Annotated in this window: 18 protein-coding genes and 6 pseudogenes; 14 read left to right on the top strand and 10 right to left on the bottom strand. The window is 70.4% G+C overall.

Features of this window, described 5'->3' with window-relative positions; translation table 11 throughout:
• The 3 genes and pseudogenes from SYNGFB01_RS03015 to SYNGFB01_RS16140 form a co-directional block, all read right to left on the bottom strand.
• Nucleotides 1–576: pseudogene (locus tag SYNGFB01_RS03015) on the bottom strand (hypothetical protein); the annotation flags it as partial.
• The gene (locus SYNGFB01_RS16145) at nt 570–1073 is read right to left on the bottom strand and encodes a TIGR04168 family protein (protein ID WP_369795468.1); all 504 of its coding nucleotides are present in this window, start codon (nt 1071–1073) and stop codon (nt 570–572) included. The gene SYNGFB01_RS16145 and the pseudogene SYNGFB01_RS03015, both read right to left, overlap by 7 nt.
• Nucleotides 1074–1296: 223 nt before the next feature.
• Nucleotides 1297–1578, bottom strand: a pseudogene (locus SYNGFB01_RS16140) (metallophosphoesterase); the annotation flags it as partial.
• Here SYNGFB01_RS16140 and nadA point away from each other — a divergent pair.
• A complete protein-coding gene (gene nadA / locus SYNGFB01_RS03005; RefSeq protein WP_048016863.1) occupies nt 1496–2479 on the top strand; it encodes a quinolinate synthase NadA in 984 nt (327 codons plus the stop codon). The pseudogene SYNGFB01_RS16140 and the gene nadA overlap by 83 nt on opposite strands.
• Nucleotides 2480–2590: 111 nt before the next feature.
• Nucleotides 2591–2836, top strand: coding sequence for a hypothetical protein (locus SYNGFB01_RS03000; RefSeq protein ID WP_048016862.1), 246 nt, complete (start codon nt 2591–2593; stop codon nt 2834–2836).
• A gap of 259 nt (nt 2837–3095) precedes the next feature.
• On the opposite strand, the gene SYNGFB01_RS02995 is transcribed toward SYNGFB01_RS03000, so the two are convergent.
• Nucleotides 3096–3989: a hypothetical protein gene (locus SYNGFB01_RS02995; RefSeq protein ID WP_048016861.1), complete on the bottom strand. Its 894-nt coding sequence runs from the start codon at nt 3987–3989 to the stop codon at nt 3096–3098.
• A 264-nt stretch (nt 3990–4253) separates the two neighbouring features.
• On the opposite strand from SYNGFB01_RS02995, the gene SYNGFB01_RS15190 reads away from it, so the two are divergent.
• The 8 genes and pseudogenes from SYNGFB01_RS15190 to SYNGFB01_RS15185 all read left to right on the top strand — a co-directional run bounded on the left by SYNGFB01_RS15190 (nt 4254) and on the right by SYNGFB01_RS15185 (nt 12830).
• Nucleotides 4254–4814: a tetratricopeptide repeat protein gene (locus tag SYNGFB01_RS15190; protein WP_152669487.1), complete on the top strand. Its 561-nt coding sequence runs from the start codon at nt 4254–4256 to the stop codon at nt 4812–4814.
• Nucleotides 4811–5578: a tetratricopeptide repeat protein gene (locus SYNGFB01_RS02990; protein ID WP_255347521.1), complete on the top strand. Its 768-nt coding sequence runs from the start codon at nt 4811–4813 to the stop codon at nt 5576–5578. Before SYNGFB01_RS15190 ends, SYNGFB01_RS02990 begins: the two co-directional genes overlap by 4 nt.
• An 872-nt stretch (nt 5579–6450) precedes the next feature.
• Complete coding sequence (locus SYNGFB01_RS02980; RefSeq protein ID WP_200900043.1) at nt 6451–7500, top strand: ligase-associated DNA damage response exonuclease; 1050 nt, start codon at nt 6451–6453, stop codon at nt 7498–7500.
• Nucleotides 7501–7581: 81 nt separating this feature from the next.
• Nucleotides 7582–7704 (top strand): hypothetical protein, encoded by a 123-nt coding sequence (locus tag SYNGFB01_RS15830; protein ID WP_255347520.1) that lies wholly within the window; start codon nt 7582–7584, stop codon nt 7702–7704.
• Nucleotides 7705–7764: 60 nt separating this feature from the next.
• Nucleotides 7765–8957 (top strand): annotated as a pseudogene (locus SYNGFB01_RS14015) (ATP-dependent DNA ligase); the annotation flags it as partial.
• Nucleotides 8952–9407 (top strand): hypothetical protein, encoded by a 456-nt coding sequence (locus SYNGFB01_RS16135; protein ID WP_369795469.1) that lies wholly within the window; start codon nt 8952–8954, stop codon nt 9405–9407. The pseudogene SYNGFB01_RS14015 and the gene SYNGFB01_RS16135, both read left to right, overlap by 6 nt.
• Nucleotides 9404–11910 (top strand): annotated as a pseudogene (locus tag SYNGFB01_RS02970) (ligase-associated DNA damage response DEXH box helicase). The gene SYNGFB01_RS16135 and the pseudogene SYNGFB01_RS02970 overlap by 4 nt, the downstream one beginning before the upstream one ends.
• 104 nt (nt 11911–12014) lie before the next feature.
• Entirely contained in the window at nt 12015–12830 is an 816-nt protein-coding gene (locus SYNGFB01_RS15185; protein WP_235299885.1) for a gamma-glutamylcyclotransferase, read from the top strand.
• A gap of 699 nt (nt 12831–13529) precedes the next feature.
• Here SYNGFB01_RS15185 and SYNGFB01_RS15180 read toward each other — a convergent pair.
• A pseudogene (locus tag SYNGFB01_RS15180) lies at nt 13530–13970 on the bottom strand (4Fe-4S binding protein); the annotation flags it as partial.
• A 504-nt stretch (nt 13971–14474) separates the two neighbouring features.
• Nucleotides 14475–14771, bottom strand: a complete 297-nt coding sequence (locus SYNGFB01_RS15175) for a hypothetical protein (RefSeq protein ID WP_235299884.1) — start codon at nt 14769–14771, stop codon at nt 14475–14477.
• Between the two features lie 183 nt (nt 14772–14954).
• Here SYNGFB01_RS15175 and SYNGFB01_RS02960 point away from each other — a divergent pair, with 183 nt between their 5' ends.
• The gene (locus SYNGFB01_RS02960; RefSeq protein WP_048016873.1) at nt 14955–15536 is read left to right on the top strand and encodes a glutathione S-transferase family protein; all 582 of its coding nucleotides are present in this window, start codon (nt 14955–14957) and stop codon (nt 15534–15536) included.
• Entirely contained in the window at nt 15533–16204 is a 672-nt protein-coding gene (gene pdeM, locus SYNGFB01_RS02955; RefSeq protein WP_053068285.1) for a ligase-associated DNA damage response endonuclease PdeM, read from the top strand. The genes SYNGFB01_RS02960 and pdeM overlap by 4 nt, the downstream gene beginning before the upstream one ends.
• A gap of 13 nt (nt 16205–16217) precedes the next feature.
• Here pdeM and SYNGFB01_RS02950 read toward each other — a convergent pair whose 3' ends face one another.
• Entirely contained in the window at nt 16218–16655 is a 438-nt protein-coding gene (locus tag SYNGFB01_RS02950) for a CBS domain-containing protein (RefSeq protein ID WP_048016859.1), read from the bottom strand.
• Between the two features lie 108 nt (nt 16656–16763).
• Between SYNGFB01_RS02950 and SYNGFB01_RS02945 the strand changes: the two genes are divergently transcribed.
• Both SYNGFB01_RS02945 and SYNGFB01_RS02940 read left to right on the top strand, forming a co-directional pair.
• The gene (locus SYNGFB01_RS02945) at nt 16764–17462 is read left to right on the top strand and encodes a Coq4 family protein (protein ID WP_082325826.1); all 699 of its coding nucleotides are present in this window, start codon (nt 16764–16766) and stop codon (nt 17460–17462) included.
• 23 nt (nt 17463–17485) lie between these two features.
• Nucleotides 17486–17985: pseudogene (locus SYNGFB01_RS02940) on the top strand (CDP-alcohol phosphatidyltransferase family protein).
• A gap of 3 nt (nt 17986–17988) precedes the next feature.
• On the opposite strand, the gene SYNGFB01_RS02935 reads toward SYNGFB01_RS02940, so the two are convergent.
• The 3 genes from SYNGFB01_RS02935 to SYNGFB01_RS15165 all read right to left on the bottom strand — a co-directional run bounded on the left by SYNGFB01_RS02935 (nt 17989) and on the right by SYNGFB01_RS15165 (nt 19859).
• Complete coding sequence (locus SYNGFB01_RS02935; RefSeq protein ID WP_048016870.1) at nt 17989–18906, bottom strand: NAD-dependent epimerase/dehydratase family protein; 918 nt, start codon at nt 18904–18906, stop codon at nt 17989–17991.
• Complete coding sequence (locus SYNGFB01_RS15170; RefSeq protein ID WP_235299883.1) at nt 18891–19346, bottom strand: hypothetical protein; 456 nt, start codon at nt 19344–19346, stop codon at nt 18891–18893. The genes SYNGFB01_RS02935 and SYNGFB01_RS15170 overlap by 16 nt, the downstream gene beginning before the upstream one ends.
• Before the next feature lie 84 nt (nt 19347–19430).
• Nucleotides 19431–19859, bottom strand: a complete 429-nt coding sequence (locus tag SYNGFB01_RS15165) for a hypothetical protein (RefSeq protein ID WP_053068283.1) — start codon at nt 19857–19859, stop codon at nt 19431–19433.
• Nucleotides 19860–19952: the final 93 nt, after the last annotated feature.

Genomic DNA, 19952 nt, shown 5'->3' with positions numbered 1-19952 from the left:
AGGCAGGCGCGGGGCAGACGCGGTGAGGCCGAGCCGGACCTCCGGCAGATCCCAGGGCATCGGCATCGCCAGGGGGCAGTGCAGCAGCAGATCCCCCTGCCGGTAGAGGCTCCGGCAGCGCGCGGTCCAGCCGCTGAAGGCCTCGCCCATCGGGCCGTAGATGGCATCCCAGCCGAAGCTGGCCAGCCAAATCAGCGGCGCCCCGAGAGAGCGGGCCAGCAGCGCCGCGGCGGGCGGCACGTCGCCGAGCAGCACAAGCGGCCCGGCCTGGCGCTTCAGCCAGGCGGCCTCGCGCTCCAGCTGAGCCGGCAGCAGACCCTCCAGCTCCTGCAGGGCCGCCAGGGTGGCGGCGGCATCCACGCCGAGGGCATCGGCCTGGATCACCCCCACGTCCCAGCGGCAGCGGCGGCGGGTGTGGGGCACCCCGGCCAGCGCCAGGTCGAGAAAGCCATCGGGCAGGGCGCTGGAGACCACCAGCTGCCAGTCTGGGCGGAGCCGATGCAGGGCCGCCAGCACGGACGCGGTGCGGGAGCCATGGCCGAAGCCATGGGCGCTCACGCAGGCCACGATCAGCATGGCGCCACCGGCACCGGCGCCTGGAAGAGCCGCTCCTGGTAGAGCAGGCGCCCATCGCGGCCGTACCAGCGATGGCTGGCATGCTGCAGCGCACCGCCCTGCAGCTCCACCCAGCTGAAATGGCGCAACTCGCGGCCGTCGCCGTCACAGCCGTGGCGGGGAACGCAGGCGGTGTTGAGGTAGGCGGTGCCGGCGGTGTCCCGCTGGAAGCTGCGGCGGGCACCCTGGCCACGCCGCAGTTGGTGATGCATGTGACCGAACACCACCAGGGGCAACGGCCGACGGCGCCGGATCGTGGTGATCGCCTGGGCCAGATCCAGATCCCCCCAGTCGCGGGCGGGACGCTTCCAGTCGCGACCGCAGGGATCGGCGGCCTCGCTGCCCAGCCCCGCCGGGCCGCAGTGGGCCAGCAGCACCAGCGGCAGCTGCGGATCGGCGGCGGCAGCGGCGGCCTCGATCCGGCGCGTCGACTCTTCCAGCGTGACCGGGCCGAACACCGCCTGCACCGCCTTGGAGAGGTGAANGCCACCTCCCGCGGTNGCCCGGCCGGNCCCCNACCACCGCCAGCCCCGGGGNAACGAGCTGGCGCAGCCCCNAGCCGCAGTGGCGCTCGCNGAGAAGATCGAGCTGGCGGAGCAGGGTGCGCCCAGAGCCGTCACGGCCGCTGTCGTGGTTGCCGAGCACGCAGGCAACGGGAAGATCCAGGGCCGCCAGACAGCGGGGNATGCGCGTCTGGCCGTCGCTCAGGTCGCCCACCACCAGCAGGGCATCGGGCTCGAGGATCTGCAGCAGGTCCTGATCGAGTCCGTCCCACTGGCCGTGGAGATCGCCGGCGATGGCCAGGCGCAGGTGCGACCCGTCGGAAAGGCGCAAACGGATGCCTAGGCTGGCGTCATCCTGCACCAAGCGTGGGACCGCGTTGGTCTTCGCAGCCTCCCAGAGCACGGCAAGCCGTAGCGCTGCACACCCGATCCCGCCTCCCGGGGAACTACCCGGCGCCATCCGGGCCCTCGCCCGTGAGCGCAACGCCGTGATCCTGGCGCACTACTACCAGGACGACGCCATCCAGGACGTGGCCGACTTCATCGGCGATTCCCTGGAGCTGGCCCGCAAAGCCGCCAGCACCGACGCCGACGTGATCGTGTTCTGCGGCGTGCACTTCATGGCCGAAACGGCCAAGATCCTCAATCCCACCAAGACGGTGCTGCTGCCGGACCTGGCTGCCGGCTGCTCCCTCGCCGACGCCTGCCCGGCCGACGCCTTCGCCGCCTTCCGCGCCGAACACCCCGAGCACTTCGCCGTGAGCTATATCAACTGCTCGGCAGCGGTGAAGGCCCAGAGCGACCTGATCTGCACCAGCAGCAACGCCGTGGATCTGGTGAAACAGCTGCCCGCCGACCGGCCGATCCTGTTCGGCCCCGACGAAAACCTCGGCCGCTGGGTGCAGGCCCAGAGCGGCCGCACGCTGACCCTCTGGCCCGGCAGCTGCCAGGTGCATGTAGCCTTCAGCGAGCAGGCGCTGCTGCAGCTCAAGCTCGAGCACCCCGAAGCNGAGGTGCTCGCCCACCCGGAGTGCCAGCAGCATCTGCTCGATCTGGCCGACTTCATCGGCTCCACCAGCAAGCTGCTCCACCGCGCCGAGGAGAGCGACGCCGCAAGCTTCATCGTGCTCACCGAGCCCGGGATCCTGCACCAGATGCGCCTCAAGGTCCCCCACAAGCAGTTCTTCGAAGTGCCCGGTGCCGACGGCTGCAGCTGCAACGCCTGCCCCTACATGCGCCTCAACACGCTGGAGAAGCTGTGGCAGTGCCTCGATCGCATGGCTCCGGAGATCGTCATGGAGGAGGAGGTGCGCCTCAAGGCCCTGGCGCCGATCGAGCGCATGCTGGCGATGAGCCGCTGAGCGAAAGCCACAGCAGCGGGGGCTGGCCTGAGGCGGATCAGCGAACCGAATCTGGGAGTGAAAAACGGTTCAGGAATCAGGTTAGAATGATGCATCATTGATGCAAGTCAGATGAATTTCAATGGCAGCCTTTCTGAATTGCAGAGCATTCTCGAAACTCTGGGAGTTCGATGCCATTGGGAGCACAAGGGGGCCTTCGAGGTCGCCGTGATCGACGACGGCGTCAGCAACCTGAAGCTCAACTGGTGGCCCGAGACCGGGGTTCTGCAACTGGTTGGGGATCCGGAACAGCGGCTGCCGTTGATGGACAAGCTCCGCCAGGCCCTAGCTTCCGATCCAGCCAATCCCTCACCGTGAGGCACCATTGCATCGGTGCGGTCTGACAGGTCTTCGAAACGAGCAGTAGACGCTGTTCGGCATAATCGGAGGGCCAGTGAGTGAGGCCCTCCACAGGACATCCGCAGAGGGTTCGGTTGCACAACAAACCGGCGTGATCGCGGGCCCTGCAGCAGATCCCAGGGGGGGTCTCGCTACCGTCCTGGCGATGAATGGCGATCTGCGGAAGAGCGCTGCGAGCAGGCCGGGAGCAGCACCTCAGGCAGGGGGCCAAGGCGGCTCACCGCAGGATCTGCCACTGCCCATCCACGCCCTTCACCAGCAGCAGCCGCTTGGGGAAGAGCATGTTGAAGCTGACCGCAAAACAGAATCCCTTGTCATTCGGCAGCGCCTCATAGCGCTCGGCCATGCCTGGCTCATTGGGGAAGCTCATCAGGAACTCGCCCTCCCCACGGGCCACCACCACCGGGCTGTTGGTGGTGGCCAGATTCAGATCCGCTTCGGCGGGGGCGGCCACCCGGATCCCAGTGGCATAGCCGGCCTCCAGGCACCTCAGGCGACGGATCTCCGAAATGTCGAGGCTGATCCCCCGATCCTTGGGAAGGCCGGCGAGGAAGCGATAGGCGGCCTCGAAGTCGGGGGAGAACAGCGCCGCCCGCCGGCGGATCAGCTCCTGGATCGCGGCACGGTCCGCCGGCGTGAGCGTGGTGACGGCCGGCGCAGCGTGCCAGGGTTCCACCTTGGCAAAGGGCGCCTGAAACGCCTGCTGCACCGTCACCGGCCCGCGGGCCTCCCGGTCCTCACGGCCTCCGGCTCCGTGATTGGTGGTGAGCAGGGAACCCCTGGCCGTGGTGCTGGTGGTGGTCTGGTCCTCGATCACCGTCCAGCGGAACTGGCTGCGATAGGACACCGCCCCGTCCCTGGGCGTGAACTGCAGCCGCAGCAGGTTGTCGCCGCGGCGGAGCAGCGGCTGCAGCTCCAGGGCGTTGAGCCAGAGGGCGGGAAACACCTCGATCCCCTCCGCACTGCTGTCCATCAGCAGGGCGGACTTGGACTCCAGCGGCAGCTCCAGCATCGGCACCCCGTTCAGCTCCAGTTCCACCACCCCCTCCAGGGTGGTGACCTTGTCGGCGTCCCTGGCGGGGGGGAGATAGGGCGTGAAGTTGAAGTCCACGTTTACTGGCCTGGCAGCTACCGGGGCCGGGGCGATCATCAGGACCGGCACCAGCAGGCTGAGAGCGAAGCCGGCGTGACGCCGCCGCGCTCCCGCACCGCCAGGCCTGCGTCGACACGGCACACGGATGTGGGTGGCGCACGGGTTCCGCAGAAGGCCGGCGCCGGTTCCTGTCGCCATGGGGTTGGCTCGCCTGAACGGGGAGGGAGTAGGAAATTCTTGCCCGGATTCCGGCTTCCGTCCTTCGCGTCTCCATAGACCCCGATGCCGACACCGCCGCGCCAGCCCCTGGTCTTCCGTGCAGTGCGGGACGCATTGCTCAGAGCAGCGCTCCTGCTGAACTGTCTGCCGCTGGGGAGCCTGATCCTCGCCACCCCAAGAGTCCTGGCGGAACCCGTCGATGCGGCGGGGTATGCCGAGCGCTGCTCCCAGCACAACGGGGCCCAGGACTGGAAGGCGGCGGTGGCCGACTGCAGCGAGGCGATCCGCCGTGATCCAACGCTGGTGGACGCCTGGCTCGATCGTTGCTGGGCCCGTGTGGGCGTAGGGGATGCAGACAAGGGGATCGCCGACTGCCGGGAGGGTCTGCGCCTCGATCCAGGGAATTCCCGGGGCTTCATCATCCAGGGGTATGTGAAGTCGGAAGGCCTGCAGGATTACCGCGGCGCACTCGCGGATTTCAACAAAGCGAGTGCTCTCAATCCCGATGTGGTGCCCTATCACGAGATGGGCAATGCCAGGATCGGTCTGAAAGACTACAAAGGTGCCATCGACGACTTCACCAGGGCGCTGGCAACGAGCCTGAATACAAGGCCCAGGTTCTGAGAAGGCGCGGCGAAGCGAAGGCTGCCCTTCAGGACTACCAGGCAGCGATCGCCGACTTCGATCAGGTGATCGAACTGGAGCCGTCGAACAGCCTGGGCTACTTTCATCGTGCCCTTGCCAGGGACGAACTCAATGACGACAGGGGCGCGCTTGCCGACTACGACAAAGCGATCGAACTCGATCCAGCAGAACCTGCGACCTATTACAACCGAGGCGGCATCAAAGTTGAACTGAACGACTTCCAGGGGGCCGTCGCCGACTACAGCAAGGCGATCGAGCTCGATCCCAAGGATGCCGATATCTACTATGCCCGAGGCAATGCAAAGGACGCTGCCAAGGACTTGCTTGGAGCCATCGCCGATTACGACAAGGCCATTGAGCTGAACCCCAGGCACGCCTATGCCTATTTCAATCGGGCCAGCGTGAAGGCCAACGACCCCCGGAACTACGCTGCCGCGATCACCGACTACAACAAAGCGATCGAGCTCGATCCCAAGGATGTCTCCGCCTACCTGAACCGGGGCCGTCTCAGAAACTGGACCGGAGATCGTCCGGGGGCGCTGGCTGACGCCAGCCGCGCCCTCGCGTTGGACCCCCAAGCAGCGTTCAGCCAGATCTATTACGGAGAAATCATTTTTCTTCAGGGCCGCAGCGCCGAAGGCTGCGACCATTTCCGCAGGGGAGTGAGCCTGAGTTCGCTGCAGGAGGTGCTGGAGGAAGCCACACCCCCCCTGGACCCGGCCTACCTCAAGGCCTGCCGCTAAGAGCCTGATGCCCGAATCCACGCCCCACATCCCCGCACCAAAGCTCCACCGCACGGCAGGNCTTCAAGGGCCGGCCTGGGCTGCTGGGGTGATAGAAACCCTCAGCAAGGGGGTATTCACCCACGAGTTCCATCGATCTTCGCCCTTCAGATTTCTCAGGTAAAAGCCAGCTCCCGCTGGACTGAAGCNTTCGTAGANCTTGTAAGCATTACCAGCTGTCATATTGTCTTCTAATGTTCCGGTGCCACCGTCGGTGGACAGGACCAGGGCATAGGCCTTGTTTGGTTGAAGCTTGTAGGTGCCGAGAGCGCCAAGAGCTGCCTTGTTGAAGGCAAAATGCTTGTATGAACCAGTGACACCTCTGACCGAGAGGTCTGCGAAGGCGAGCACGGGACCGACAGGCTCGTTGCCGTCAAAGCTATAGAGATCGAGGTTGAACGCCAGCGGGTTGGTGGTTGCATCCGCGAGGCTCAGAACCATCTTGTCGATCTGAACCGCCGAAGGCCCGGTCGTGAAGGTGACAGCCAGGTACTCGTTGCGGGAAAAATAGGAGCCGGATCCTGCCAAGCCGAGACCCAAGCTGTCCAAGGCGACCCGCGGCTGCGCCGCGACGCCCGAGCTGATCAACGCCACCGCCAGAGTGCCGGCCGCCAGGTGTCGAAGGGTTCGGGGGATGGTCACGGCAGCCCGACGCAGATGGCAGGGACCGTAGCCGCGGCAGCCGCGTTGCTCAGAGGCTCGCCTGCGGCGTGCGGTGATGAGCAGCACGTTCCAGGCGAACAGGCTCCTGGCCCGAGGCAGGTGGCGATCCAATCAGAGCGACCCGGGAACTGGCGCACTCCCGCCAGGATGGCGCCGCCGCTGCCCGCCCGATGCCCCTGCCAGCCGGCGCCCTGCTCCAGCTCACACCCCAGGGGCTCTACTGCCCGGCGGCGGCGGCCTGGATCGACCCCTGGCGACCGGTTCCCCGGGCCCTGATCAGCCACGCCCACGCCGACCACGCCCGGCCTGGCTGCGGCGAGTACTGGGCGGTGGGCGCCGGTGAGGCGATCCTGCGCCGGCGCCTCGGCGCTTCGATCAACCTGATCCCGGTCGACTACGGCGACCTGCACCGGATCGGCGGGGCCCGGGTGTCATTCCACAGCGCCGGGCACGTGCTCGGCAGCTCCCAGATCCGGCTGGAGGCCGGCGGCGAGAGCTGGCTGGTGAGCGGCGACTACAAGCGCTGCGCCGACCCCAGCTGCGCACCGTTCGAGCCGGTGAGCGCCGATGTGTTCATCACCGAGGCCACCTTCGGCCTGCCGATCTACCGCTGGAGCAGCGGTGCGGCGGTGGCCCGGCAGATCGCACGGTGGTGGCGCGAGGCGCCGGAGCGGCCCTCGATCCTGTTCGCCTACGCGTTCGGCAAGGCGCAGCGCCTGCTGGCCGAACTGGCCGCCATCGGCGTGAGCGAGGAGATCCTGCTGCACGGTGCGGTGGAGGCGCTGATGCCGGCCTATCGCGAGGCGGGGGTGACGATGCCGCCCACACGCCCCGTGAGTGCCGTGGGGCGCGGCGCGTCCCTGGCCGGGCGGCTGGTGATCGCCCCGCCGGCGGCGCACCGGTCGGTGTGGATGAAGCGCTTCCAGCAGCCCCAGACGGCCTTCGTGAGCGGCTGGATGGCCGTGCGCGGCGCCCGCCGCCGCCGCGGCTACGAGCGCGGCTTCGTGCTCAGCGATCACGCCGACTGGCCGGGCCTGATCCGCACGGTGCGGCAGAGCCGCGCCCGGCAGGTCTATGTGACCCATGGCAACAGCCACGGCCTGGCCCGCTATCTGCGCGAGGTGGAAGGGATCGGCGCCGAGCCGCTGGAGGGCGACTTCGCGGCCGAGCGGGGCCATGGCGACGAGGCTCCGGCCAGCGCCGGGGCGGGCGCGGCCTGAGCTTGTCGAACCGTTGCACCACCACCCGGCCATGCGGCAACAGTGCTAATCAGATGCGGTTCCTGATGAACCGTATCGGTCATGAACGTCCTGGTCTTCGCGTCGGCCGTGGCTCCCAAGGGGTTGCCCGTGATCCTTCCCGCCCTGGCCGGTGCCGGGATCCTTGTCGTGCTCTCGCAGCTGTTCGTTCCCAAGCAGTCCTGAAGCACCGCTACGGTCGTCTGAAGCTCCGCCCCGGAGGCAACTCCGGGGCTTTGTCGTGTGATGCGACGCTTCGCCGCGCTCTACCACGAGCTCGACGCCAGCCCCGGCACCGCGGCGCGGGTGGAGGCCCTGGCGACCTACTTCCGCGGCGCTGAACCCGCCGATGCCGCCTGGGCCCTGCAGGTGCTGCTGGGCAAGCAGGGACGGCGCCTGATCACCGGCCGGCGGCTGCGGCAGATCTGCCTGGAGGGCTCCTCCCTGCCCGACTGGCTGTTCGACGAGTGCTACGCCCAGGTGGGCGATTCGGCCGAGACCATCGCCCTGCTCTGGGCTCAGGTGGCCTCCGACCAGCTCCCTCCGCCAGGCGATTCAGCGGCGCAGCGTCCGCTGCACCAGTGGATGGAGGAGCTGCTGCCGGCGGCCGCCGGCCTCGATGCCGACCGGCAGGCGGAGGCGGTGCGAGGCCTGTGGCGCGGCCTGGAGCCCGGCGAACTGCTGGTGGCCAACAAGCTGCTCACCGGCGGGCTGCGGGTGGGCGTGGCCCAGGGGCTGGTGCTGCGTGCCCTGGCCCGGATCAGCGGCCTGGAGGAGACGGTGCTGCAGCACCGCCTGATGGGCGGCTTCACACCCAGTGCCGAGGCCTTCCGGGCGCTGCTGGGGCCGGCCGATCCGGCCGAGACCGTGCCGAGCAGGCCCTATCCCTTCTTCCTGGCATCACCACTGCAGGGAGAACTGCCCGGGGGAGCCGGCGAGTGGCTGGTGGAGTGGAAGTTCGACGGCATCCGCGGACAGCTGATCCGCCGCAGCGGTGAGGGCTTTCTCTGGAGCCGCGGGGAGGAGCTGATCAACGCCGGCTTCCCGGAGCTGATCGCCGCCAGCGCCGCTCTGCCGGAGGGCACGGTGCTCGACGGCGAGCTGCTGGTGTGGCCGCCGCAGGCACCTCGGCCGGCCCCCTTCAGCGAGCTGCAGCGGCGGCTCGGCCGCAGGCTCCGGGCCGCCGGCTGCTGAGCGAGTGCCCGGCGGCGTTCGTGGCCTACGACCTGCTCGAGCTGGGTGGCGACGACTGGCGGCCGCGGCCCCTGCAGCAGCGCCGCGCCGCCCTGGAGCACCTGCTCCACGGCCTCGCGGCGGCGCCCGCATCTCCCGCAGCCGGGCTCCTGCGCCTCTCCCCCCGTCTGCCCCTCGACTCCTGGCAGCAGCTAGAGCCGCTGCGCCGGATGGCGGCCGGTGCCGCCGCCGAGGGGCTGATGCTCAAGGCCCTTGGGTCGCCCTACCTGGCCGGCCGCCGGCGCGGCCACTGGTGGAAGCACAAGCGCGACCCCTACACGCTCGATGCCGTGCTGCTCTACGCCCAGGCCGGCAGCGGCCGCCGCGCCAACCTCTACACCGACTACACCTTCGGGCTCTGGAGCGGCAGCGACCTGGTGAGCTTCGCCAAGGCCTATTCCGGCCTGGACGACAGCGAGATCACGGCGCTGGATCGATGGATCCGCAGCCACACCACCGAGCGCTTCGGGCCGGTGCGGGCCGTGCAACCGCTGCAGGTGTTCGAACTGGCCTTCGAGGGTCTGCAGCGCTCCACACGCCACAAGAGCGGCATCGCGGTGCGCTTCCCGCGCATCCGCCGCTGGCGCCGCGACAAGCCCGCCCCGGAGGCCGACACCCTGGAGGCGGCCCTGGCGCTGCTGGAGCCGCAGCCATGAGCACCAGCCTGGCGCCGATCGAAGCCTGGTTCGCGCGTCAGGGATGGACGCCGCTGCCGTTCCAGCGCCAGGCCTGGCTCGCCTACCTGGCGGGCGAGAGCGGGCTGGTGCAGGTGCCCACCGGATCCGGCAAGACCTACGCCGCCGTGATGGGCCCGATCGCCGAGCTGCTGGCGGAAGCGGCTGGGATGAGGCCCACGGGAAGGCGGCCACGCCGCCTGCCGGCCTGCGGCTCCTCTACCTCACGCCGCTGCGGGCCCTCAGCCGCGACCTGGCCCTGGCCATCCAGGCGCCGATCACGGCGATGGGCTGGCCCCTGCGGCTCGCCATCCGCAACGGCGACACCTCCAGCCATGAGCGCGCCAGGCAGCTGCGCACGCCGCCCCAGATCCTGATCACCACACCGGAATCGCTCAGCCTGCTGCTGGCCAATGCCCGGGCACCGGAGCTGTTCGGAGCCCTGCAGGCGGTGGTGCTGGACGAGTGGCACGAGCTGATGGGCAGCAAGCGCGGCGTGCAGGCCGAGCTGTGCCTCAGCTGGCTGCGGCGGCTGCGACCGGGCCTGCGCACCTGGGCGGTCAGCGCCACGATCGGCAACCTCGATGAGGCGGCGCGGGCCGCCGTGGGGATGGTGGGCAGGCCGCGGCTGATCACCGCGTCGATCCCACGGGCCACCGCGATCCGGAGCCTGCTGCCGGAGTCGATCGACGGCTTCCCCTGGGCCGGGCACCTGGGCCTGCGCATGTACGAGGAGCTGGTGGCCGGCCTCGATCCGGCTGTGAGCACCCTGCTGTTCACCAACACCCGCAACCAGGCCGAACGCTGGCACCAGTGCCTGCGCTTCGCCTGTCCGGAGATGGAGGGCTCCCTGGCGCTGCACCACAGCGCCATCGACCGGGCCGAGCGGGAGGCGATCGAGGGCCGGGTGAAGAGCGGTGAGCTGCGCTGGGTGGTGGCCACCAGCTCCCTCGATCTGGGGGTCGACTTCCAGCCGGTGGAGCGCGTGGTGCAGATCGGCTCGGCCAAGAACCTGGCGCGGCTGCTGCAGCGCGCCGGCCGCAGCGCCCATGCCCCCGGCGGTACCTCCCAGGTGCTGTTCATGCCCACCCATGCCCTGGAGCTGCTGGAGGTGAGCGCCATGCGCCGGGGCCTGGCGGAAGGTCTGATCGAGACCCGGCGGCCGCCACGGCTGCCGCTGGACGTGCTGCTGCAGCACCTCACCAGCCTGGCCTGCGGACCCGGCCTGATGCCGGCGCAGGAGCTGGCGGCGGTGCGCACGGCCTGGAGCTTCCGCAATCTGAGCGACAGCGACTGGCGCTGGTGCCTGCGCTTCCTGGAGGAGGGGGGCGAGTGCCTCGGGGCCTATCCGCGCTACCGCAAGCTGGAGCGCGACGGCGAGCGTTTCGTGGTGCGCGAGCCGGCGATCGCCCGCCTGCACCGCCTCAACATCGGCACGATCACCGCCGATCGCTCCGTCACGGTGCGGTTCGTGCGTGGCGCCGTGCTCGGCCATGTGGAGGAGGCGTTCATCGGCCGACTCAGACCGGGAGACGTGTTCTTTTTCGCCGGGCGGCAGCTGGAGTTCGTGCGGCTGCGGGAGATGACCGCCCAGGTGAAGGCGACCACGCGCAGGAGCACCACGGTGCCGGCCTGGGCGGGGGGACAGATGGCCCTCTCCGATCTGCTGAGCGCCCAGCTGCGCCAGGAGGTGGACCGCTGTGCCCGGGCCCTGGCAGACGGATCGGAGTCGGACGGCGGCGGCTGGCTCGACAGCCCGGAACTGCAGGCCCTCGAACCGTTGCTGCGCCGCCAGGCCGAGCTCTCGGCGATCCCCAGGGCCGATCAGATGCTGCTGGAGGTCTGCCGCACCCGGGAGGGGAGTCACCTCTACGCCTACCCCTTCGAAGGGCGCTTCGTGCACGAGGGGCTTGGCTTTCTGTGGGCCTGGCGCCTGGCGCGGCACCGCCCCAGCACGATCACCGTGTCGGTGAACGACTACGGCTTCGAGCTGCTGGCGCCCAGGGGCTATCCGTTCGAGGAGCTGCTGGAGCTCCACGGCGACGCGCTGCTCGACGTGGAGGATCTCGACGGCGACCTCGAGCAGGCGCTCAATCTCTCGGAGCTCTGCCGCCGCCGCTTCCGCGCGATCGCCCAGATCGCCGGCCTGGTGGTCACGGGCCTACCCGGCCAGGGCCGCAGCGGCGGCCAGCTGCAGATCAGCGCCTCGCTGCTGTTCGATGTGTTCCAGAAGCACGAGCCCGGCAACCGGCTGCTGGAGCAGGCCCGGCGGGAGGTGCTGGCCGAGCAGCTGGAGCTGCCCCGGCTTGCCGCGGTGCTCAAACGTCTGCAGGGCTGCTCATGGCTGATCGAACGACCCCCCAGGCCGGGGCCATTCGCCTTTCCGCTGCTGGCGGAACGGCTCAACAACCGCTTCAGCAACGAAAGTGTCCTGGAGCGGCTCGAGCGGCTGAAGCGGGAAGCCGAAGCCGCCGAAGCCCGCTAAAAACGGCGGTGCGGCCAGCGGCTCAGGATGACTGCTCCAGACGGCGCACGATCACGGCCATCAGCGCCAGTGAACCGGCCAGGGCAATCAGGAGGGCAATCGTCATGACGGATCCGCGGGGCGAGAGCGATTCTGCCGCTCTGGTGTTCGTCTATGGGAGCCTCAAGCGCGGCCAGTCCGGCCACCACTGGCTGAGCGGCAGCCGCTGGTGCGGGGAGGCCCGGCTGGCGGGTCTGGCCCTCTACGACCTGGGTCCGTTCCCGATGGCCGTGGCCAGCGACGATCCCCAGGTCTGGCTGCAGGGCGAGCTCTACCTGGTGAGCACCGCGCAGCTGGCCCGGCTCGATCGCTTCGAGGGGGTGCCCCGGCTCTACGAGCGCCAGCTCCGGCCCNTCAGCGATGGCCGCACGGTGTGGGTCTACGTGGGNCGGTCGCGACAGGTGCGGCATGTGTCGCGGATCCNTTCCGGTATCTGGCAGGGGCGCCGCCAGAACCTGCTGGCCCTGGCGCTCCTGCTGCTGCCGCTGCTGCCCTGCGGGCCCCCTCGCGCGCCGGCGACCTCCGCCACGACTGCCTGGAGTGGAGTCGGAGCCACGGCCGCGAGAAGGTGGCGATCGCCAACCGCATCGGCCGCGACAACCTGCTCACCAAGGAGCGTCAGTTCGCGGAGGCCCGCCCGGACGACACCACCAGCCTCTACCGCTGGAGCGACATCCAGCTCCTCTGCCGCCGCCAGTAGGAGGCCCGAGCGGGCCGTCCCGGCGCCTGGCGACTCAGGGGAGCGCCACCAGCCAGCGGCCGCCGGCGGCGAGGGCAAGCGCCAGGGCGGAGCTCCCAGCCAGGCCTGGCGACTGTTGGCCAGCAGTCGCCGCAGCACCACCACCGAGGCACAGCAGCCCACCAGCACGGCCGCGCTCTGACAGAACGCGATCACATGGGCATCGGCCCGCCAGGCGGGCAAGGCCGCCAGCCAGGCCCCATCCCCGCCCGGCGGCCAGGGGAGCGAGGCTCACCGGCAGGAGCGCTCCGGCCTCGGCCATGCCGATCGGCAGATGGCGGGCCAGCAGCAGCCCCCAGATCAGCGGCAGCAGACCGTAGAGGCTGCGGCGCAGACGCGGTGCCGAAAAGAGCGCGCGGGCGAGCAGAAACAGGGCCGAGGGGAGAGCCAGCGCCACAGCGGCGATGGCCAGGCGCGGCAGCAGCGGCCCGTGCGTGAGGCTGGCCGGGGCCAGCGGCAGCCAGCCCAGCAGCCGCCGCCACTGATGCAGGCAGAGATCGCCGGCCAGCACCAGGATCAGCCCCGGCTCGCCCACTGGGGTGTCCATCTCCCGCTGCAGATCCGCGGCCGGGGGCCGCAGCGCCAGCTGCACCGAACGGTGGGGGCAGGCCTGGGCGCAGGTGAGGCAGAGCACGCAGTTGCGGTTGTCGCTCAGGTGTGCGGGGTGGGTGCCGAGCGGACAGCCGCCGGTGGCCAGGCCCTCGCCGTCGGCAGGCCCACCCTTGAAGCAGGCATAGGTGCTGCAGCTGCCGCTGCAGGTGCCCACCTGAGCCCGCAGCTCGGTGATCGCCAGCTTGGCGAACAGGCCGTTCATGCCTCCCACCGGGCAGAGATAGCGGCACCAGAAGCGCTTCTCGAAGCGCAGCGAGCCGATCACCGCCCCGGCCGTGATCGCCAGCAGCAGGCAGCTGCTCAGCCAGGCGGTGTTCTGCAGATCCCAGACCTCCTCCCAGAGCAGGATCAGGGCGAAGCCCGCCGCCAGCAGCGGCGAGGCCCAGTCGTCGCTGTTGCCGCGCGGCCAGCGGGCCGGCTGCAGGCCGAGCAGCCGCGCCGCCCGCTGCACGATCTCGCCCCACACCATGAAGGGACAGAACGAACACCACAGCCGCCCCACCAGCGGGAAGCCCAGCAGGATCAGCGGCCACCACCAGGCCCAGAAGAGGTTCAGGGCACCGTTGTGGGCCCGATCCTGGGGACCGAGCCAGAGCCAGAGGTTCACCAGCACGAACAGCCAGCTCACCAGACCGAACAACAGGGTGTTCCACAACCAGGGGGCGCGCATCCAGTCGCGCAGCCTTGGCTTCCAGCGCCAGATGTCGAAGCGGTAGCGCTGCTGCCGCGGCGAGGTCCAGAACACGTCCTCCGGCAGCACGGCGGGCAGGCTGAGGTCGTCGTTGCGCTGCTCCTGGCGACGCACCTGCTGCAGGGCGCGGTAGATGAGGGTCTCAAGTTCCCGTAGATTGTTGGGGAAGTCGTAGCTCTGCAGGCGCTTCACCACCGTCTCCGGCACCTGCGGCGGCCGCTCCCAGCCGAGCTTGCGGCTGCGCTGCGTCACGCCGTAGCGGATCCATTCGCCCAGGTCCTGGCGCCGCACCCGCAGGGGCGGCACCCCGGATCAGGGTGCAGCAGCGATCGAAGGCCGGCATCGCCTGCTCGGCGGTGAAGAAGAGGCGCCCCTCGAACCGCTGCCAGGGCTCCTCCGAATCGACCGGTCGCCACTCGCCCGTGCGGGCGAGACGCAGCAGCTGGGGGCGCAGCTCGGCGGGCACCTGATCGAGCTTGTCGATCAGCAGGCGCCGGCACCGAGCAGGGGCAGCAGGGCATCAGCGGCGGCGCTGCCGGCGCGACCGAACAGCTCGGCGCCATCGGGCCTCAGCAGGGCACCGTCGAGCCGCACCATCAGCTGCTGACGGTCCCGGGAACCGAAGTGCACCAGGGCAGCCAGGTTGTCCTTCTCCAGCCCCGGCTCGCCGCAGAACAGCACCGGCCGCCGGCCGGGATCGGCGGAGGCCCGGCCGATCGCCTCGCGCAGACTGCGCGCATAGCGGCTGCTGCCCACCACCCCGCGACGCACCCGGCCCACCAGATGGGGGCCAGCCGCATCAGCTGGGCGGGTTGCGGCTGGGGCTGCGGCTGGGGCTGCGGTTGCGGGGTGGGGTCTCCAACGGGCCAGACATGACGCACGGCGGTGGAGTGGCTCCAGTGTGGCCGCCGCCGGCAGCCGCCGGGCCCGATACTGGCGCCCTGCCCCAGCACACCCCCAGCCATGGCGATCACCCTCTACGGAGCCTTGCGCAGCCGCGCCTCGATGCCGCGCTGGTACCTGGAGGAGAAGGGCATCCCCTACACCTGGCAGGTGATCGACCTCGAAGCCGGCGAGCACCGCCAGGATCGCTTCACCGCCATCAACCCCTTCGGCAAGGTGCCGGCCCTGGTGGAGGAGGATCCCGCCCTGCCGGGTGGCCGGCTGCAGCTCTTCGAAAGCGGGGCCATCCTGCTCTACCTGGCCGAGCAGCATGGCGGGGAGTGCCGCAACGCCGCCGAACGGGCCCTGGCCCAGCAGTGGGTGCTGTTCGCCAACGCCACCCTGGCCACGGCCCTGTTCGTGCCGAGCAACCGGGAGCGGGAGTTTCCGCGGCTGATGTCGGTGCTCGACGGACTGCTGGCCGGCGGCGCGCCCCTGATCGGCGATCGGTGGGGCGTCGCCGACTGCGCCGTGCACGCCTACCTGGCCTATCTGCCGGTGTTCTTCCCCCAGATCGACCTGGGCGCCTATCCCCATGTTCAGGCCACGATCAGCGCCACCCAGCAGCGACCGGCCTACCAGCGGGTGATGGCCGGCCGGTGACTGCCGCTCGCGAGGCCCGCTTCCCCTGGCGCGGCGAGATCCTGGAACTGCTGGGCGCCGGGGGGGTGTGGGATCCGCAGCGGCGCATCCTGCTGCTGGCCGATCTGCACCTGGGCAAGGCCGAAACCTTCCAGGCCCATGGCATCCCCCTTCCCAGCGACGGCGATGCCGCCACCCTCAACGCCCTGCTCACGCTGGCGGCGCTGCGGCAGCCGCAACAGGTGATCGTGCTGGGCGATCTGATCCACAGTCGGCTGGGGCTCACCGGGGAGCTGCGGGCGAAGCTGGCGGCCCTGCCCGAGCTGCTCGGCTGCCCGCTGCGGCTGATCGGGGGAAACCACGAGCGCGGCAGCTGGATCGAAGGGCTGCCCCAGGAGCCCTCCCAGGCCCTGGGCCCCTGGTGGCTGAGCCACCAGCCGGAGTGCCAGGCCGATCGGCTCAACCTCTGCGGCCACCTGCACCCGGTGGCGCTGGTCGGCCGTGGGTCCAGCCGCCTGCGGCTGCCGTGCTTCAGCTACTGCCGTCGCAGCGAGCGGCTGGCCCTGCCGGCCTTCGGTCGGCTCACGGGAGGCCATCCCCGGCCCGCCGGTGAAGCGCTCTGGCTGGTGGCCGACGGTGCCGTGGTGGCCTGGAGCGAGCCCCACGCCTCAACCGGCAGGGCCGCCTGAGGGGCCCCGCGGTTCAGCCGGCCGAGGCCAGGGCGCGCACCACATCGCCGCGGGTGAGCACGCCGATCGGCCGGCGGGCGTCATCGAGCACGAACAGCCGCTGGGTGCCGCCCTCATGCAGCTGGCGGGCGGCGGCCGGCAGGGGCAGATCGGCGCTGCAGGTGTGCACCTTGGTGCGCATCACCTCGCCCACGGTGCTGCCCAGCACCTGGTGCACCTCCTTGTCCCAGTTGAGCGGATTGCGAAGATAGATCACCGCATCGAGCAGCAGCACGTAGGGGCCGGCGTCGAAGCCGCTCTCGCGCACCATCAGATCCTGCTCGGTGAGCTCGCCCACCAGGGCGCCGCTGCCATCCACCACCGGCAGGCCGCTGATGTGATGCTCGCTCATCAGCTGCACCGCCTGCTGGAGCGGCGACTCCACCGACACGCTGAGCACCGGGGCAGACATCACGGTGGAGACGGGCTGTTGCACCACGAAGGTGACCGGCGGCTGGAGGCATTCTGAGTCCGCGCGTCGGAGTGGATCACAATCGGGCGGTACCGGTTGCCAGTTGTGATGGGCCGCTTCCAGGAGTTGCTGCGCGCCGCCGAGAAACTGCGGCTGCTTGCCGCGATCGGGCGCAGCGGCGGTGAGCTCAGCAGCGTGGCCGACCTGATCGACAGCTTTCTCGACAGCCCCCAGCTGGCCGCCAGCGTGCAGCGCTTCAGGCAAGCGCCAGGAGGCGCCACCCTGCTCGATGAGCGCTACCCGCCCCTCCAGCCCGACATCGACGCCCTGCGACAGCTGCCGCCCGGCAGCCTCGGTCGGCGCTACGCCGATCTGATCGTCGCGCTCGGCTACCACCCGGAGTTCTTCCGCCCTCGCGACATCGGCAGCGACGGCCGCTGGCTCACCCAGCGGATCGCCACCACCCACGACATCCACCACGTGATCACCGGCTTCGGCACCGGACCCGATGGTGAGAACGGTGTGCTGGCGATCACCGCCTGCCAGATCGGTTTCCCGGGCTACGTGCTGCTCACTACAGCCGGCCAGCTGGCCAGCTTCCGCTTCCAGCCCGAACGCTTCCCCGGGCTCAGCGCCGCGGTGGCTCACGGCCATGCGATCGCCCGCCAGGCCGCCTGTCTGGCTGCAGTGCGATGGGAGGAGGGCTGGGACAAACCGGTGAACCAGTGGCGCCGGGAGCTGGGCATCGTCGATCCTGCCGATGCCGATCCCTACGGTCTCAATGCTCAGCTGGGCCCCCTGCCGTGAGCGCCAAGCCCTCCGCGCGGCGGCTGCGCCACCTGGCCGACGCGCTCACCCTGGGCCGGGCCCTGCTGGGCCTGCCGCTGATCCTGGCTCTCTCGACCGGCCTGGCCGGCGCGGCCTGGTGGCTCCTGCTGCTGGGTGGTCTCAGCGACTGGGCCGATGGCGTGCTGGCCCGCCGCGCCGGTGGTGGCACGCCATGGGCGCCCGGCTCGACCCGCTCACCGACAAGCTGCTGATCGTCGCGCCGCTGCTCTGGCTCGGCGCCGTCGGCCTGCTGCCGCTCTGGGCGATCTGGCTGCTGCTGGCCCGCGAACTGCTGATCTCAGGCTGGCGCAGCGGCGCCAGCGGCGGCGGTCCTGCCTCGCTCGGCGGCAAGGCCAAGACCGTGCTCCAGTTTGCGAGCCTGCTGCTGCTGCTCTGGCCCTGGAGCGGCGCCGCCTGGACCCGCTGGCTGGGCTGGTGGCTCTTCTGGCCCTCGCTGGCGCTGGCTCTCAGCTCCGCCTGGGGCTATCTGCGGCGCCGCTGATGCTCAACCGATCAACGCCGCATCAGCGCTGAAATCCGGGCTGGTGGGCATCCGCCTGGCGTAGTCGTTGCTGAAGCTGTCGGCCAGGGTGGCCTCGAGATCGAAGGCGGGCTCCCAGGCCAGCTCGCGCCGCACCCGGGTGATGTCGGTGAGGAAGTGGGCCAGCCGCAGCGGGAAGGCCTTGCGGGCCTTCCTGTCGAGGCCGGCGGGATCGAAGCTGCGGAGTTCCACGCTGGTGGGATCCACTCCGGCTGCACGGGCGGCGGCGTGCACCAGGCCGCGGAAGGTGACACCCTGGCGGCCGGTGCAGTTGTAGATCCGGTTGGCGGCGGTCTCCACCTCGATGCAGCGGGCCATCGCGCCGGCCAGATCGTCGACATGGCCCAGCTGGGTGATCGTTCTGCCGTCCCCCGGCAGGGGTACCGGCCGGCCATGCACGATCCGGTCGAAGAACCAGCTCTCCACGGGGTTGTAGTTGCCCGGGCCCACGATGTAGGTGGGCCGGAAGCTGGTGAAGGGGATGCCCTGGCTGCGCAGCCAGGCCTCCGTTTCAGCCTTGCCGGCATGGCGGCTGGCCGGATCGGTGGGGCTGTCCTCGTCGAGGGGCCACCGTTCGCTGTCGGCGTAGACGCCGGCCGAACTCACGTACACGAACCGGTGGGCCGGGGCACCGGTGCGCTCGATCACCTCACGTGAATCCTCGAGGCTGCGACCGGAGCTATCCACGATCACATCGAAACGACGGCCGTCAAGCTGCTGCAGCCCCTCGGGCGTGCCGCGATCACCCACCAGGTGTTCCACCCCGGCCGGCGCCGGCCGGTTGCCGCGGGTGAACAGCGTCAGGGCATGGCCGGCGGCGAGAAGGCGCTCCACCAGCGGACGGCCCACGAAACGGGTGCCGCCCATCACCAGAATGTCCATGCCGATGCCCGCCGGCGGGCCCTTGAAACTGGGCGCCATTCAAGCCCCGGGCGAGCCGGGGTTGAGGCCGGCGAGGGCCAGCAGCCGCGCCCAGAGCGGCACGCTGAGCAGGCCCAGCAGCGTGCTCCACAGCACCAGGCCGCCGCCGCCGATGCCTCGACGGCCTCTGGATCCTCCGTGGGGCTGGCCTCTGCCAGCAGCAGCACCGACACGGCGGTGGGGGCCGCCGCCTGCAGCACCAGCGCTGCCTGGGCCAGGGGCGGCAGGGCCAGGGGCGAGAGACCCAGCAGCGCCACCCCCGCCAGCAGAGCCAGGGGGAACAGCAGCAGCTTGCAGAGCAGCACCGGCCAGAGGCGCCGCGGCAGGCCGCGCCCCCCACCGCGGCCAGCCGCACGCCCACCAGCACCAGCGATGCCAGAACAACGCCACGCGCTGGCCACCACAGCCAGCCGGCCAGGGCCGCGTGCCAGGGCGTGAGCTGCAGCAGGCGGCGCCGGCCAGACCCCGGCTGGCGGGACTGCGGATCAGGGCCTGCAGCACGGCGAGCGGCCGCAGGGGCTGGCCCCGAGCAGCAGCGGCCCGAGGCTCCAGGTGAACAGGGTGGCCGCCAGGTCGTAGCTGATCGCATAAGCCACCGCCTGCGCCGGCAGCAACGCCAGCACCGCGGGGATGCCGAAGTAGGCCGTGTTGCCCACCACGGCGCCGAGCTGCTCCACCGGGCTGGGCAGCCGGCGGCGCACCAGCAGCAAGCCGCACGCCACCGCCAGCAGGGCCAGCAGAGCCACCTGGCCGCTGCGCCAGTCGAGACCGCTGCGCAGCAGCAGTCCCATCACGCTGAAGGGCACTCCCCAGGTCACCAGCGGGGCGGCCAGGCGCGCCGCCAGCCACGGCCAGCGGCGCCCGAGCAGCAGTCCGAGGGCCAGGGCCGGCACCAGTTCCAGCAGAAAGGCCACAGGCGGGGCGGCCCGGATCCTCCAGGATGCTCCGCCAAAGCCCGGCAGCCCTGACAGCGCGCGGTGGCGCCTCTGGCAGCCTGGCTGGCAGCC

The organism is Synechococcus sp. GFB01 (genome assembly GCF_001039265.1).
In the GTDB taxonomy this organism is placed as follows: Bacteria; Cyanobacteriota; Cyanobacteriia; order PCC-6307; family Cyanobiaceae; genus NIES-981.
The sequence above is the reverse complement of the archived record's forward strand: the minus strand, read 5'-3'. Positions and strand labels throughout refer to the sequence as shown.